Source organism: Paenibacillus sp. FSL R7-269 (genome assembly GCF_000517865.1).
In the GTDB taxonomy this organism is placed as follows: Bacteria; Bacillota; Bacilli; order Paenibacillales; family Paenibacillaceae; genus Paenibacillus_AQ.
Window position 1 is genome coordinate 117,731 of sequence record NZ_ASPS01000011.1, and the last position, 14,594, is coordinate 132,324.

Sequence of the window (14,594 nt, forward strand, 5' to 3'; positions counted from 1 at the left end):
TTACAGATGTGCGATCAGTGTGGCTGCCAGCGCCAGGAAGGCCGGGAGGCCTTGCATCAGCAGGATGGATCTCTTAGAGGTGAGTCCGCCGTAGATGGCCGCAACCGCCACACAGATCAGGAAGAACAATTGCAGCTGGTAACCGAAGTCTGCGCTCGGATGCAGCAGGCCCCAGACTAGACCGGCTGCCAGGAAGCCGTTATACAAGCCCTGGTTGGCAGCAAGCGACTTCGTCTCCCGGGAGAAGGCAGGGGTCAATCCGAACGCCTTCTGTGCTCTCGGGGTGGTCCACAGGAACATCTCCAGTACTAGTATGTACACATGCTCTAGTGCTACTAAGGCAACAAGAATTAAACTTACAGTCATCATAACGAGTCCCTCTTTTCAAGTAATGTGAATCAAATCAATTCTTTATTTAAATTGTGCAAAATATAATTTTACGAACTTAAATATACCGGACTTTTTGCTATTTGTCAATTTACTACAAATCGTAAAATTGTAATGTAGAGGGGGCAAGAAGAATGATACATATAAGAACGCTAACCCCGTCTGATGCCGAAGCCTACCGGGCGCTTCGTTTGCAGTCGCTGCAGCAGCACCCGGAAGCTTTCCTTAGCTCCTATGAATCGGAAGTGAAATTGTCCACTGAGACGACCCGGATCAAGCTGGACCCCTCGGACGGGCATTTCACTCTAGGTGCTTTCTTGAACGGGGAGCAGAGGCTGGCGGGAATGGCCACCTTGTTCCGGGAGAGCAGGCTCAAGATTCAACACAAAGCTCATGTCTATGCAGTATATGTAGATCCGGATGCCCGTAAACATGGCACGGGCCGTGCGCTGATGCTGGAGCTGATTGCACGGGCGAAGGCCGCGCCGGGACTGGAGTTGCTTACACTGACGGTAACGTCCAATAACGTTCCGGCCACAAGACTCTACGAATCTCTGGGATTCGTCCGCTATGGCACAGAGCCGAAGGCGATGAAGCTTGGCAGCGAGTATCTGGATGAGGATCTGATGGTGCTGATGCTGTAAAATACAGCAAAAGCCCCTCCCGCCTTTTCGGCAGAAGGGGCAGAGATGAAGGGGCGGTTGCTTACTTCGCAGACTTTCCGCTCAGGATGGCCTTCACCTGGCTGACCATTGCCGCTGCGTCAGCACTGGTGACACCGTCCTGCGGACGGAAGCTTCCGTCTTGATCCAGCTTCACGATCTTGAGGGCAAGCGCGGTCTGAATAGCTCCCGAGTTCAGGATATTGATCTTGTCATTATCCTTGATCTCCACCGGGATCAGCTTGATCATCGGCAGTTGGCCGCTGGTCTGGAGTGTGTTAATGAGCAGATAGGTGAACGATTCGCGGGTCACGCTCATATTCGGGTCAATCTTGATCTGCAGGTTCGCTTCCCCGGCGGCATCCTTGATGTACTGGACGGCTTCGGTTGCGGTAATCGTCCCGCTCACTGCACCGGGTGCCGGATGTGCCTTCAGATAAGAGAGTGCATTGCTGATGGCTACTGCCGCTTCTGCACGGGTGATCTCCTGCTTCGGGTTAAGCTTGCCGCTGCCATCCAGCTTCAGGACACCGTAATTCAGCGCACGCTGCAGGGCACCGGAGTATTCAACCTTCACCTGATCCTGATCGGCATACTCCGTCACTACTGGCTTAATCATCGGCAGGCGGTTCGTGTTCTCCATCGCATCAATGAGCTGGTAGGTAAACTCTTCGCGGGTCAGCTTCTCACCAGGCTTCAGATCCGCAGGCAGGTCCAAGCCGTGCACACCGGCAATAATCAGCGCCTGTGCATACCAGGCGGAGTCACTCGCGTTCTTGAAATAGTCGGTGGCATGCGGCTCCTTCACGAACCGGATCGTATCCAGATTGAGATCAAGCGCACCCACGATCATCTGCACCCCCTGGGCTGCTGTGATGCTGAGGTTCGGGCCGAACAGATCCGCGCTGATGCCTTTAATCAGGCCGCTGTTCTGAAGCGCGATAATCTTGTCTTTATCCTGCACGTTATGGATATCCTTGAAGGCTGCGGCCGAGGCGAATTGTTGTCCTGTGAAGCTGAGCGCCAGAGCGGCTGCTGCGGATAGTGTGATCATCTTGAATGTCTTCTTCATGTCCAGTCACCTCGTAGTGTAGTTTGTGGTTTATTTGTGATCATAGACGGCGGCATAGTCAAAAAGGTTCCAGCAAAAATAAAATAATCAAAACCATAAAAAAAGCACTGGCCGCATCGGGCTAGTGCCGTTTTCTCATACAAATCTCCTGCCATCTCATAAGCCATCCATACTGCTCATCACAGAATTCTTTCGTTACAGACTGTAGCCCCTGGCAGCGGACAATTCGGGATATAATCTGATAATGCCTTACCGCAATGAAGTCAAAAATCGCGTAGATCTCAATGTCACTCAGGGTTCGCACCTTAGAATACCCGGTATAGAAGCGTTCAAATAAACGCTGGGTAGCATCATACATGGAGTCGTGATATTGATTAAAATGAGTAGCGTCTGACATGTATGCCACGTCCATGCCGGGATAGTCTCCGGAGGCATCATCAAAATCCATAAAGACATACTGCCCATGGCGGTTCCTAATCATGTTGCCTGTATGAAGGTCGCCGTGACAAAAGCCTCTTGGGAGCTTTGACATACGGCCCCACAGTTCATTTCCATATTGTTCAAGATCGGACATGGAGTTTGAATCACAGTCCAGTTCGCTCATAATAGAGAGATAATCATCAATATATTCATCTTTTGTACGCATAATCAGTTGTTCTACAGGGTAGTTCTGCATTAGCTTATGAAGCTCGGCTGTCTGGTAACCGATAAGCTCCGCTTCGGCAAATCCATCAGGATTGTCACCCTCTACATAGTCGTAGAGCACAGCGGTAAGCCAGCCCTCCTGAGCTTCAAGAAGAATGTGATTCTTAAGTCTGGCAGTCCTCAGGACCGTCACAGCCGGAAAGGAATGAGCCTGCAAATAGTCAAGAATTCGTATAGACTGCATGGCATCGGCTGTTTTGAAGCTGCGGTATATTTTGAGCACATAACGCTTACCCCCGCCCTCTGCCAAATAAACCGAGCCAATCATCTCCCGGTGAAGCTTGATCTGCTTCATACGTAACGAGTAGGATTGGTTAATCTCACGGATAAGATGATCATGGTTCATCTGGCAGCGTCCCCTTTAATAATGGCTCCAACTGCTATCCATTATCCTATGGGAGAAAGACAGGTGTATAGAGAAAGATTGATTATAATTATACCTCCACCGCAACAATCTGATTCCGGCCCTGATGCTTGGCGGCGTACAGGGCTTTATCGGCAGACTTGAACAGGTCGTTCAGGTAGGTGGTCGCATCCATGGCAGGCGGGATCTTGAATTCGGCGATGCTGAGCAGCCCCAGGCTGATGGTGATGGACACGGGCTCATCGATATAATCGATACGGATGGTGTTGTGTTCAACCTCTAATTTGAGCTGTTCGGCCAGACGCCTCGCCTCGGCTCCATTCGTATCCGGCAAATAGATGATGAATTCCTCTCCGCCGTAGCGGGCCAGGATATCGGAGGGCCGCAGGCTGCGGTGCAGCAGCTCCACCGTGCTGCACAGGACCACATCTCCGGCGAGATGGCCGTGCTGGTCGTTGATTTTTTTGAAAAAATCGATGTCGATCAGTATAATAGTCGAAGGTGTCCGGGTATCGCTGACCCGCACTGCCTCCTGCTCCAATTGCTGCATCAGATAATGCCGGTTGTAGCAGCCGGTTAGACTGTCGGTGATCGCCAGCTTCCTCAGCTTGCCGTTCGTCTGGAACAGCTCCTCCTGCACCTTCACCAGCGAGTCGTTGCGTTCCTTGAGGACGGCATTCTGCTGGTTCGTCTCATCGATGAGCCGCCGGATCTCGGTAACATTCTGGAAGGTGACGATCCGGCCGACCCGGTTGCCGCTTACTATGATCGGCGCTGCATGAATACTGACAACCATTTGGATAAGAGGATGCAGAATTTCCAGCTCAGCCGTCTCCAGCGGATACTCATGGTATTTCTCAAGGAAGGACTCGATCTTCATCGCAGGGTCATCCGGCAGATAGCTGCTTATATTGAACGCCGTACCCGTCACAAGCGGGATATAGGGATGCAGGGCATGATTGATCTCTACGACCTGCTCCTGGTCATCCAGCACGAGAATTCCGTATTCCATGGTATTGATAATATCCTGATGGGCGATGGTTACGATATCGAATACTTTGTCCTGGTGGATCGTAATCACAAAGAACGTAGCCGACACCACTATACCCAGTGAAGTGAAGCCCGGAATTACCGGCAAATAGTCATCCAGAATGACATTGAGAAGCACGTCGATCATAAGGAAGATGCATAGCGCCGTAATGCCTTTGAGCATGTACATAACCTGATTCTTGATCCGCGCGGCCTGGTTAGAGGTCAGAGCCACGTATATGACATACATGGACACGAGGGCATTAATCACAAGAAAGGTCATGCTGATCCAGAAAATAGGTCCGTAGATCCGCTCAACATACCCTCCATTTACCGGGCGAACGAACCATCCATAAGGATTGAGCACCACTCCAAGGGAGGTCAATACTGCAGGGATCACCAGCGCGGACACTATTTTTCTGCTAAGGAACTGGGATTGTCCCGCGAGCAGAATCGTGAAGAAGAACCAGCCCAGGCCCAGCAGGGAAGCATCCACGAAGGCAAGCTTCACATAAAAGAGCTGATAGATAGGATCATCGACGGTCCTGATGGCAAACTGGCAGTAGGGCCAGATCAGCATGGCGAAATGGAACCCTAAATAGACCTTGTGCAACTTGGTAATCGTGACCGTAGCCACGATATAGATGAGCAGCAGGAACAGAAGGAAGCACATAATCAGGTCAATCCAAGAGGCTAAGGCCAATATATTACACCTTCTTGATTTTAATAGTATTTATTGATTTTTGTGGGTCTAAGGTCTTATATATTGTTTTTAATATATAATTAGCGTGTGCAGATTACAAGATTTTTAGATAAATCCATCGGGAAATATTGGATTGGGAGGGGACCACATGAAGTCTATTAGCGTGCAGAGTCTTGTAGAGAAATTCCATCTGGAGGTGCTCGCCGGAGCGGGCAGGATGGACCGGATCATCACCCGTCCACGGACGCACAGACCGGGTCTGGAGTTTGTCGGTTATTTTGATTTTTTTCCGATGGAGCGGGTGCAGGTCCTTGGACGTAAAGAGATTAACTACCTGTTAACGCTGAGTGTAGAGGAACGGATGCTGCATATCGGCAACATCGTCAAATACCATCCTCCGTGCTTCATCGTGACCAGCGGCCAGCAGGAGATTCCTTATCTGACGCTGTTCTGCGACCAGGAGGGCATTCCGCTGCTGCGGACGCCGGAGGTGACTACCGAATTCATTGCCAAGCTGGACAGCTTCCTGGTGAAGACGCTGGCGCCGGAGCTGTCGATCCACGGGGTATGCGTTAACGTGTCTGGGATCGGTATTCTGCTGCGTGGCAAGTCGGGGATCGGCAAGAGCGAGACGGCACACACGCTGATCCGCAGGGGCCACCGCTTCGTGGCGGATGATATTGTGGTGCTGAAGAAGCTGGGTCCGGCGACGCTCCTGGGGACCCATAATGAGACCACGCGTGAATTCCTGGCGCTGCGCAGCATCGGCCTGATCAACGTCGTGCGGCAGTACGGGCGGCGGGCGTTCCAGGATGAGACGCGGATCGTACTGGATATTGAGCTTGCCCCCTGGCAGGAGAATTCGCTCAACAATGAACTGGAGCTGGTGCCCCAGTTCACCGAATATCTCGGGGTGCAGATTCCGCATATCGAGGTCCAGCTTCAGCCGGGCCGCGATGTAGCCGGTCTGATTGAAGCGGCTGCGAACAACTGGTATCTCAAGCAGCTCGGATATAGCGCGGTGGAAGAATTCATGCAGCGGATTGAGGACGGGATGCAGTCTTAAGGAACGCAGGGAATGAAGACCCGCGCTCCTGGGCAACTTAGAGGAAAGACAGCAAGGGAGCGTGTCCGTAAATGGCGAGAAGAAACAGAAAATATGCTGTACCAGGGTCCGCCCAGGGAATGCAGACGTTCAAAGCGGAGGTTATGCGGCAGGAAGGATATCACGTAGATCCGAATCATCCGGACGACGTGAAATACGAGGTAGCCAAAGAGCTGGGCATCCCGCTGCAGGCCGGAAATAACGGCAATCTGACCACCGGGTCGGCCGGACAGATTGGCGGCAGAATCGGAGGCTCCATGGTTCGCGAGATGGTGCGTCTGGCCCAGGAGCAGCTTGCGGGTAAGCAGAAGTCTTAGAATGGATTGGATCAAATCCATATTCATATTTATGCTAATAAGATCCCTTTCTTTGTTAAAGGGGTCTATTTGTGCGTATATTCACGAAAAGTTCTGCACTTAGACGTAAAAGCAGAAAAATACCCTATAACATCTCGTTCCATGTTATAGGGCAACAATCAGAGCTGACCTAACCAGCGCTTCGGAATTAAGCAGTTGGCGTGCCCTGAAGCAGACTGTTTCTGTAATTCATGAGCGGGGCCAGCCAGACCATGCCGGTTCCCCGGTACACGTTGACCAGGCCTTCGCCTGAGGCGGCGGAGCCCAGACGGGTCTTGCCTGACTTCTCGACCGTGAAGTCCAGAGAGCTCGACCACATGAGGGCGAAGTTACCGTCCACCTTCAGCACATCATTTTGCAGCTCGACCACAACGGCTTCCTCGGAAGGAATGGGAGCTTCGAGGGCGAGAATGCCTTTGCCGCGCGCGCTCAGGTTGAACAGCCCTTCACCGCCGAGGACGGCAGAGGAGATGTTCTTGCGTGCCGCAACGGAGATGTCGAGCGTAGTCTCGCAAGCCAGGAACATGCCGTCATCAATCACGATATGGTCGTTGTCCACATCAATCAGCCAGAGGTATTTGTAGGTGGTCTCCAGCAGGATGGTTCCGGTTCCCTTGTAGAGCGGTTTGACTGCGCTGGTTCCGGTTGCCGCCCCCGATAGCATATTGCGCATCAGTCCTCCTACGCCTTTGATGCCGGAGGTCATCTCGATATTGCCGATCATATACTGCATGGCCCCGGCGCTCAGCATCACCTCATTGTTATTCAGCTCAATCATCAACTGCTTGTTGCGCATGTTGCTTTTGCTCATGAAGAAGTTGGTCTCCGCTTCATAGCGGGAGGTAGTGCTGAGATCCTCTTTGTATTCGATGATGCTGAAGCCGCCTAGCTGCTCTTTAATAACAACGTTGGAATTGTCTTTCAGGTTATTAATGGTAAAAGCCATGGATACCCGCTCCTTCGGTAGCTGTAGTTATGCAATACTGTGTATCATGCCTTCAAAGCATACGTATTCGACACTTCTCGCGGGTATCCTTGAATTCCGGGAGAAAAAAACGCATACAATAATTCCTTTACTTCTAATATCAGGTTAGCGTAATGTTCTAAGTATAGTGCTCAGAATACAAACGTATCTCATGACACCAGCATTTGAACCGAAAGGAAGTTAGCCTTGTTTGAGACGCTGCTGCTCAATTTTTTGTTTATGCTGTTTCCGGTGCTGATATTTCTGATTTTCTTCGAGAACAGGCCCCACGCCTACAACCGTAAGATTCTTGTACTGCTCATTGCCGTCACCATGATCCTGTGTATCGCCAAGCCGATCCGGCTGGATACCGGGTTCATCTTTGACCTGCGGTATGTTCCGTTTGTGATTGCGGCCTTGTATGGAGGGTACAAATATACCCTGCCCTTATATGTGATTCTGAATGTGTACCGTTTCTATATAGGCGGCGCGGGAACCGTCCAATCCTTACTTTTTTCGACAGCAGTCCTCATTCTGGTTCCTTCCATAAGCGCCAGATTTCTCCGTTCTAAGCCTAAGGGACGGATCTTATGGGCTACCTCCATCGTGGTCCTGACTATGGGCTGTTATCTGATCATCCTGGGCCAGATCATGGATAAGCTGGATACCCAGTTCTGGACGCTTGCCTTCTATGCCTTAGCCACCCATGCAGTGGTTATGGCGATCCTAATGATCCTGCTGGAGCAGATCCTGGCCAACCTCAGGAACCGTGAGCGGATTATGCAGTCGGAGCGGCTGAATGTGGTCAGTGAGCTGGCGGCCAGCGTCTCCCATGAGATGCGCAATCCGTTAACCGTGACCAGCGGCTTCCTGCAGCTGCTTAATCTCTCCAAGAACCTCACCCCGGAGGAGAAGGGGTATGTCGAGCTGTCACTGCTGGAGCTGAACCGGGCGGAGAAGATCATCAGCGATTATCTGTCTTTTGCCAAGCCGCAGTCGGCGAGCCGGGTCTACTCCAACCTGATGGCTGAATGTGAATACACCAAGAATGTGATATTGCCGTATGCCACGATCCACAAGGTAGCGGTTGAATTCAGCTTCAACAACTCGCTCAGCACCCATTATGACAGCAATGAGATGCAGCAATGCCTGATTAATCTGTACAAGAATGCGATTGAAGCGATGGAGGGGGTGGAGGATGCTGTCCTGTCTATTGCTGTCTTCGCGAGCGGGCAGAATATTATCATTACCATCAGCGACACCGGTATCGGAATGACGAAGGATGAGATCTCGCGCCTGGGCAAGCCGTATTACTCCACCAAGGCGGACGGGACGGGGCTCGGAATGGTCATGGCGTATAACACGATTAACAAGCTCAAGGGCCGTATTGAGGTCACCAGCGAGAAGGGCAAGGGAACCGTCTTCAGGATCATCATCCCGGCCTAACGCACGGCAACAGTGGGAAACTTGGTGTGAAAATGATAAAGTATCTCTAAGAGAACTTGGAATGATTAACCGGGAGGCTATGGGTAATGAGAGAAGAATTAATCGCGCAATTGAACGCTTGGCATGAGGCGGACGAATATGAAGAAATCGTATCCCGCATCAAAGAGGTGCCGACACCGCTGATCGATGAGGAACTGGCAGTGCATCTGGGCCGGGCGCTCAACAATCTGGGCCGTTACCGGGAAGCGCTTAAATGGTTCAACAAGGCGGCAGATAAGGGTAAAAAAGACCCGCTGTGGCATTTCCGTGTCGGCTACGCCCACTATTATCTGGACGAGTATGATCTCGCGATCAAAGCATTCAAGAAGGCAAATAAGCTGGACCCTGAGGATCAGGATACCATCGAATTCCTGGAATGGAGCCGCAGTGAGAAGGCGGCGCTGGCCGCTGCGGACGAGGATAGCGAGGATGCAGAAGAAGCTGCCGAAGCGGATTCCAGTTCAGATGCTGGTTCAGATGCCAGTCCCGATGCGGATTCGGATGCGGCAAAAGAGACGAAGCACTAGGGATTGACGGCCGGTCTGGCCGAAGCATACAATGGAGTCAATCTTATCAAAGAGGTGAAATGGATGCCATTCCGTACCGTTGCAAGGAACTAGTTATCGGGCTGGGTAGAACGCGTACCAGCCACCAAGGGGGAGGTCTGTCCTCTTGGTCACAGATAACTGGATTCTTGAACGGTGCCTGGAAGGTCATTCTTTGTGAGCCGGGACACTGAGTTATTCCGCTTGAAGACTACACTGCTGAGGCAGGAGTCTCTGGTGCGGAGTGGCGAGGAGAGTTCCCGGCTTTTTGCCATACTCTTATGAATAAGATTGGAGATTGTGATCATGTTAAAAAAATGTCTTGTCCACCTCAGAGGGTGGGCCGCTCTGTATATAGTTCTCGGCTGTGCCATTCAGCTCTTAAGCAGCCTGGGCATTGTTGTCTTTCAGCGGATTCTGGATCAGGCGGTGGCGGGAACGGGCTTCCGTGAAATCCTCTACGGGGTTGTCGTCTACGGGATGCTGCTCGGCCTGAACGTCCTGCTGAACTATGCGGATGAATATCCCAGCGCCTATCTATCGAACAGCATCACAGAAAGACTGAAGATTATGGCCTTGTCCAAAATCTCCAGAATGGATTATTCCGCCTATCAGAACATGGGCACAGGCCAGATGATCAAGGTGGTTGAGAACGGCGCGGCGGCCGGGAACAGTATTTTATTTTCTTTTATCCTCCATACGCTGCATGAGTTGCTGCCCACGATTCTCTTCAGCCTGCTCTTCATCAGCTACTATGACCTCAGAATCATGCTGGTGATTGCGGGCGGGTACGTGGTTATCTTCCTGTTAACGAATGTTCTGCTCAAAGTTCTCTACCGGATCAAGGAATCGGTGCTTATGCAGCAGGAGGCCATGTCCCGATACGGGGTCCGCGGCTTCATGGAGCTGGTCGTCTTCCGCACCAACAAGAAGTACGCGCAGGAGATCGGCAGACTGAATAAGGCGGCACAGCAGATTATCAGGCAGAGCGCGAAGCTGCAGATGATTCATGAATCCTTCTTCGCCTTGTTCGAATTGTTCATTACGGTCATTAAGGTGGTTGTGCTGCTGTACGGCGTGAAGAATGTGGTCTCCGGGCAGGCCTCTGTTGGGGTCATGGTCGCACTGTTCATGTTCATTGAGAAAATCTATACGCCGATCGCCATCTTCAACGTATTATTCGTCGGCTATAAGCTGAACAGGGTCACCTATCAGCGGTTCGAGGCATTCCTGAATGCTCCCGAGGACCGGAATCTGGAGCAGGGCAAGGCGCTTGCGCAGCTAGAGGGCAGCATTGAATTCAAGGATGTATCATTCAGCTACGGAGAGGTGCAGGTGCTGGACCGGCTGTCCTTCTCGGTTGCGCCCGGAACCTCAGTGGCTCTGGTGGGCTTAAGCGGCAGCGGCAAGTCAACGGTCATTAAGCTGATTACGGGCCTGCTCAAAAAAAGCGGCGGCCAGCTGCTGGTCGACGGCACGGATATCGACGAGCTGAGTCTGGACAGCTACTATGATCACATCTCTTATCTGTCGCAGGACAGTCCGATCTTCGATACTACCATCCGGGGCAACATGGTGTTTGAGCAAGACGTCCCGGATGAAGAGCTGTATGCGGTGCTGGATAAGGTTCACCTGAAGGAGAAGGTACTGGAGCTGCCGGAGAAGCTGGAGACGCGGGTTGGGGAGCGCGGGCTGAAGCTGTCGGGCGGGGAGCGTCAGCGGCTGGCTTTTGCCCGGGCGATCCTGCAAAAGCGGAATCTGATCATCCTCGATGAGCCGGTATCGGCCCTGGATAATATTACGGAGCGCAGCCTGATGGAGACGGTGTTTGCGGAGTTCAGGCATAAGACGGTCATTATTATCGCACACCGGCTGAATTTCATCAGCGGCGTGGACCAGATTCTGGTCATGGAGCAAGGCAGGCTGGCGGGGGAAGGGGAATTCGATTCCCTGATCCGGGACTGCCCGTCCTTCCGTACGCTGTGGAATAACGGCAGGGGACAAACGGATTAAACTATCTTTTACCTTGTGGACTATCCTGCGCCTGAACTATGCTGGGTGTCAGATAGAACTTGAAGGTGAGGTTATGTGTATTATGAATCTGGCATTGTCCAGGATGAAGCTCGAAACAGAGCGGTTAATCATCCGTCCCTATATGGAAACTGATCTGATGGCTTCGTTCGAAATAATGCAGAACCCGGAGGTGCTGGCCTTCATGCATATGGAGGTCATGCAGAGGCATGAGTATGAGGGGATGTTCCGCTGGCTGATGTTCAGCTATCATACACCGTTTGAGCTGCCGTTCAAGTATTCATTTGCCATCTGTGATAAGGCAACCGGGCAACTGATCGGCTGGTGCGGGGCCGGTGTGCTGGAGTTCAGGGCGCCGGATGCGGAGCTGTATTATCTGATTGGGCGTGAACACTGGGGCCGGGGCTATGCTACCGAAGCTGCTGCGGCGATGGCGGACTACGCCTTCGAGGTAATCGGACTGGAGCAGCTATACGCCAAGGCAGATCCGCGCAACACCGCGTCGCTCGGGGTGCTCCGTAAGCTGGGCTTCCAGGTGGAGCAGGAGCTGGCCGGGTTGACCGGCGATTATGAGGATTGCAATGGGGAGCTGCTGCATGTGCTGACGAAGGAGCGGTTTGTAGAGCGGGCCTTCAAGGCGGGAAATGACCATATACTGAGGGGGCGGGCGATGAACTGACGAGGGATATGCGCGGAATGTATAATTGGAAGAAGCGTGGAAGAAGACCGGAAGATTAGAGAATACGGCTTGCTAAGCCGTATTTTAGTAACAGGTGCCGTCCTTATAGGATGGCACCTGTTGTGTATGAGCAGGACTCCCTATCGCTGTCTCATGCGGCATTGCAGCAGTTTTTTAGACTGATTGTATTTTCTGCAATAGAATTCGGGCTTAGCTAAGCTAAATAATCATCTGTTGTATTTTATACAATGGTTTTCTTGAATTCTGCCCGAAAGCCCTTATTTGTCCAGATTCTGCTGTACAGAGTGCAATAGAATCAATTTTTAGACCAATTTCGGGGTCAGCTAATGTACAAAGTGCAACAGAAGTAGAGTCCAGCCAGTTCTGAACCCGCACATCATTCAGGCGTAAGTGTTCGTTTATAAGAAAACTTACGTCCGCGGATTAACTCTAACCTGTGCGCCCTTGCCGCTGGTCTGCAGCCCGGAGGCCTTGGTTCCGGCCTCCTTCAGATCGGCCACGAGCCGCTCCAGCACTGCCTTCGCAGCGGCGGCTTCCTTGGCGCCGGAGGACTTCACGACGAGCTGCACCGGCTTGCCGGAGCGCAGATGCTTGTCTGCCTGACGCAGCTTCGTGTCGTAGTCATGCTCTTCAATATGGGCGGTGAAGCGCAGCTCCTTCACCTTCTCCTGGCTGCTCCCGCCGCCTTGTTGCGGACGGGTGGTATTCCCCTTGCGGGCAGCTTGTGCCGCCGCCTTGCCTTTGCCCTTGGCGACCAGGCTGCAGGGCGGCGGGCTGCTCATCAGCGAGGTGCAGACCAGGTCGGCCCCTGCGGCTCTGGCCTTGGAGAGCGCCTCGGTTCTGGATACGGTGCCGAGCTTCTCGCCCTTCAGCCCGGTCAGCTCGACCTCGGCTGCCTTAATCTGTTCATTAATCAGTACGGCCACGGAAATGATCCTCCCTTTGCGGATATGATATAGCTATCATATATGGAAGCGGGCAGGGCTTCAATAACAGCTGCCTGCAGCCGTCAGGCCGGCAGGTTGAGACGGTTGTGCAAAGCGGTTATACTCAGTGGACGCAGGTTTTTCAGCATGGAACCACTGGCACTACTATATTTTCTGTTGAATGGGGGATGGCAATTGAATGACACAGCTGACGATAAGCAGTTAATTCTGCTTATTGCACAGAAAGACTCGAATGCCCTCGAACTGCTCTATGACCGGTATGAACGGGTCATTTATAGCTTTGCTTACCAGATCGTGAAGGATTCGATGGCTGCCGAAGAGGTTATGCAGGAGTTGTTCCTGCGCCTGTGGAAGAATGCGGGGCAGATTGACTTCGGCAAGGGCAAGCTGCTCACCTGGATGTTCGCGGTGACCCGCAATCTGGCGATCGATTACCTCCGTAAGCGGGACGCCAGGCTGCCGCGGCAATCCGCCGATTCCGGGAATCTGGAGCAGGTTCAGGACCACAGCGCGCTTACCGAGGATCTCGTTGAGCTGCAGATGGCGGGGGAACAGATCAGAGAGGCGCTGCTGGGATTAAGCCGCGACCAGCAGCAGGTAATGGATATGATCTATTACCAGGGCTACACCCAGCAGGAGGTAGCGCAGCTTGCGGCTATCCCGCTGGGAACGGTCAAGGGAAGAGTCCGGCTGGCGATGAAGCAGCTTCACAAATCTTTACGGCACTGGGGAAGGAGGGATCATGCACATGAGTGAACACAATGAGGAACTCTGTGAGTTGGCCGAATTATATACGCTGGGTGCACTGACGGCTGAGGAAATGCAGCAATTCGCTGCCCATGCGGCAGAATGCGCGGAATGCAGAGAGCTGGTGGAGGAATACCGGCAGGTACTGGACCATCTTCCGCTTGCCTCTGAGCCGATAGACCCGCCCTCCGGCATGAAGGAGCGCATCTTGTCACGGGTGCTGGAGTCCGGGAAGGCGGGTGCACCGGCAGCAAGGCCGGAGACCCGTCTGCTGAATATCCAGCCTGATGCAGAGCGGGCTATGGAGCATGAGCCAGCGAGGACTCCTCCGGCAGAGCAGGGCTTGCCCCAGTTAAGCATCCCGCAGCCTAGAAGAACCCGCTTCTGGGGGTACCTGAGCCTTGGACTGGCTGTGGCTGTGCTGCTCTTGGTCGTCTACACCGGCCAGCTGCGCGGGAATGTGTCTGAGCTGAAGCAGCAGCTGGCTTCCGGCACCGGACCGCTCCAGGGGCTTAAGGTGAATGAGGCGGTAGCGCTAAGTCCGGCGGGAGAAGGGGTTACCGCCAAGGGTACAGCAACGATTGTCGCAGACCCTACCGGCACCCACCTTGTGCTTCAGGCAGAAGATCTGCCGGAGCTTACCGGCACCGAGGTCTACCAAGTGTGGCTGATCAAAGGGGACTCGCCGGTGAATGCAGGCACCTTCATCTCACAGGGCGGAAACGGGGCACTGTATTATTCGTTTGACCCGAAGGCCTATGATACCATAGCCGTTACACTGGAACCGGATGG

Annotated in this window: 15 protein-coding genes; 9 read left to right on the plus strand and 6 right to left on the minus strand. The window is 52.8% G+C overall.

Features of this window, described 5'->3' with window-relative positions; all coding sequences use genetic code 11:
- A complete protein-coding gene (locus C162_RS04555; RefSeq protein WP_036691693.1) occupies positions 1-369 on the minus strand; it encodes a DUF1304 domain-containing protein in 369 nt (122 codons plus the stop codon).
- Between the two features lie 152 nt (positions 370-521).
- On the opposite strand from C162_RS04555, the gene C162_RS04560 reads away from it, so the two are divergent.
- Positions 522-1,031: a GNAT family N-acetyltransferase gene (locus C162_RS04560; RefSeq protein ID WP_235218351.1), complete on the plus strand. Its 510-nt coding sequence runs from the start codon at positions 522-524 to the stop codon at positions 1,029-1,031.
- A 61-nt stretch (positions 1,032-1,092) separates the two neighbouring features.
- Here C162_RS04560 and C162_RS36590 read toward each other — a convergent pair whose 3' ends face one another.
- The 3 genes from C162_RS36590 to C162_RS04575 form a co-directional block, all read right to left on the minus strand.
- Positions 1,093-2,121, minus strand: a complete 1,029-nt coding sequence (locus tag C162_RS36590; protein WP_063828981.1) for an S-layer homology domain-containing protein — start codon at positions 2,119-2,121, stop codon at positions 1,093-1,095.
- A gap of 121 nt (positions 2,122-2,242) precedes the next feature.
- Positions 2,243-3,172, minus strand: coding sequence for a phosphotransferase enzyme family protein (locus C162_RS04570; RefSeq protein ID WP_036691695.1), 930 nt, complete (start codon positions 3,170-3,172; stop codon positions 2,243-2,245).
- 88 nt (positions 3,173-3,260) lie between these two features.
- Positions 3,261-4,922 carry a histidine kinase N-terminal 7TM domain-containing diguanylate cyclase gene (locus C162_RS04575; RefSeq protein WP_051493230.1) on the minus strand — a complete coding sequence of 554 codons (1,662 nt, stop codon included), beginning with the start codon at positions 4,920-4,922 and terminating at the stop codon, positions 3,261-3,263.
- A gap of 148 nt (positions 4,923-5,070) precedes the next feature.
- On the opposite strand from C162_RS04575, the gene hprK reads away from it, so the two are divergent.
- Both hprK and C162_RS04585 read left to right on the plus strand, forming a co-directional pair.
- Positions 5,071-5,988 carry an HPr(Ser) kinase/phosphatase gene (gene hprK, locus C162_RS04580; protein WP_036691698.1) on the plus strand — a complete coding sequence of 306 codons (918 nt, stop codon included), beginning with the start codon at positions 5,071-5,073 and terminating at the stop codon, positions 5,986-5,988.
- A gap of 71 nt (positions 5,989-6,059) precedes the next feature.
- The gene (locus C162_RS04585) at positions 6,060-6,344 is read left to right on the plus strand and encodes an alpha/beta-type small acid-soluble spore protein (protein ID WP_036691699.1); all 285 of its coding nucleotides are present in this window, start codon (positions 6,060-6,062) and stop codon (positions 6,342-6,344) included.
- A 187-nt stretch (positions 6,345-6,531) separates the two neighbouring features.
- Here C162_RS04585 and C162_RS04590 read toward each other — a convergent pair whose 3' ends face one another.
- Entirely contained in the window at positions 6,532-7,329 is a 798-nt protein-coding gene (locus C162_RS04590; RefSeq protein ID WP_036691702.1) for an AIM24 family protein, read from the minus strand.
- A gap of 225 nt (positions 7,330-7,554) precedes the next feature.
- On the opposite strand from C162_RS04590, the gene C162_RS04595 reads away from it, so the two are divergent.
- The 4 genes from C162_RS04595 to C162_RS04610 all read left to right on the plus strand — a co-directional run bounded on the left by C162_RS04595 (position 7,555) and on the right by C162_RS04610 (position 12,087).
- Entirely contained in the window at positions 7,555-8,793 is a 1,239-nt protein-coding gene (locus C162_RS04595) for an ATP-binding protein (protein ID WP_036691704.1), read from the plus strand.
- Between the two features lie 86 nt (positions 8,794-8,879).
- Complete coding sequence (locus C162_RS04600) at positions 8,880-9,359, plus strand: tetratricopeptide repeat protein (RefSeq protein WP_051493231.1); 480 nt, start codon at positions 8,880-8,882, stop codon at positions 9,357-9,359.
- Between the two features lie 324 nt (positions 9,360-9,683).
- Positions 9,684-11,390: an ABC transporter ATP-binding protein gene (locus C162_RS04605; protein WP_036691707.1), complete on the plus strand. Its 1,707-nt coding sequence runs from the start codon at positions 9,684-9,686 to the stop codon at positions 11,388-11,390.
- An 82-nt stretch (positions 11,391-11,472) separates the two neighbouring features.
- Positions 11,473-12,087, plus strand: a complete 615-nt coding sequence (locus C162_RS04610) for a GNAT family N-acetyltransferase (protein WP_063828983.1) — start codon at positions 11,473-11,475, stop codon at positions 12,085-12,087.
- 431 nt (positions 12,088-12,518) lie between these two features.
- On the opposite strand, the gene infC is transcribed toward C162_RS04610, so the two are convergent.
- Entirely contained in the window at positions 12,519-13,034 is a 516-nt protein-coding gene (gene infC, locus C162_RS04615; protein ID WP_036691710.1) for a translation initiation factor IF-3, read from the minus strand.
- A gap of 195 nt (positions 13,035-13,229) precedes the next feature.
- On the opposite strand from infC, the gene C162_RS04620 reads away from it, so the two are divergent.
- Both C162_RS04620 and C162_RS04625 read left to right on the plus strand, forming a co-directional pair.
- Complete coding sequence (locus C162_RS04620; RefSeq protein ID WP_036691711.1) at positions 13,230-13,811, plus strand: RNA polymerase sigma factor; 582 nt, start codon at positions 13,230-13,232, stop codon at positions 13,809-13,811.
- Positions 13,804-14,594: anti-sigma factor domain-containing protein (locus tag C162_RS04625; protein WP_036691713.1), on the plus strand; the 791-nt coding region annotated here is incomplete at its 3' end. The genes C162_RS04620 and C162_RS04625, both read left to right, overlap by 8 nt.

Coding starts and splice junctions, on each gene's coding strand:
- C162_RS04555 (WP_036691693.1), bottom strand. CDS start 369: ATGATGACTGTAAGTTTAATTCTTGTTGCCTTAGTAGCACTAGAGCAT.
- C162_RS04560 (WP_235218351.1), top strand. CDS start 522: ATGATACATATAAGAACGCTAACCCCGTCTGATGCCGAAGCCTACCGG.
- C162_RS36590 (WP_063828981.1), bottom strand. CDS start 2,121: ATGAAGAAGACATTCAAGATGATCACACTATCCGCAGCAGCCGCTCTG.
- C162_RS04570 (WP_036691695.1), bottom strand. CDS start 3,172: ATGAACCATGATCATCTTATCCGTGAGATTAACCAATCCTACTCGTTA.
- hprK (WP_036691698.1), top strand. CDS start 5,071: ATGAAGTCTATTAGCGTGCAGAGTCTTGTAGAGAAATTCCATCTGGAG.
- C162_RS04585 (WP_036691699.1), top strand. CDS start 6,060: ATGGCGAGAAGAAACAGAAAATATGCTGTACCAGGGTCCGCCCAGGGA.
- C162_RS04590 (WP_036691702.1), bottom strand. CDS start 7,329: ATGGCTTTTACCATTAATAACCTGAAAGACAATTCCAACGTTGTTATT.
- C162_RS04600 (WP_051493231.1), top strand. CDS start 8,880: ATGAGAGAAGAATTAATCGCGCAATTGAACGCTTGGCATGAGGCGGAC.
- C162_RS04605 (WP_036691707.1), top strand. CDS start 9,684: ATGTTAAAAAAATGTCTTGTCCACCTCAGAGGGTGGGCCGCTCTGTAT.
- C162_RS04610 (WP_063828983.1), top strand. CDS start 11,473: ATGAATCTGGCATTGTCCAGGATGAAGCTCGAAACAGAGCGGTTAATC.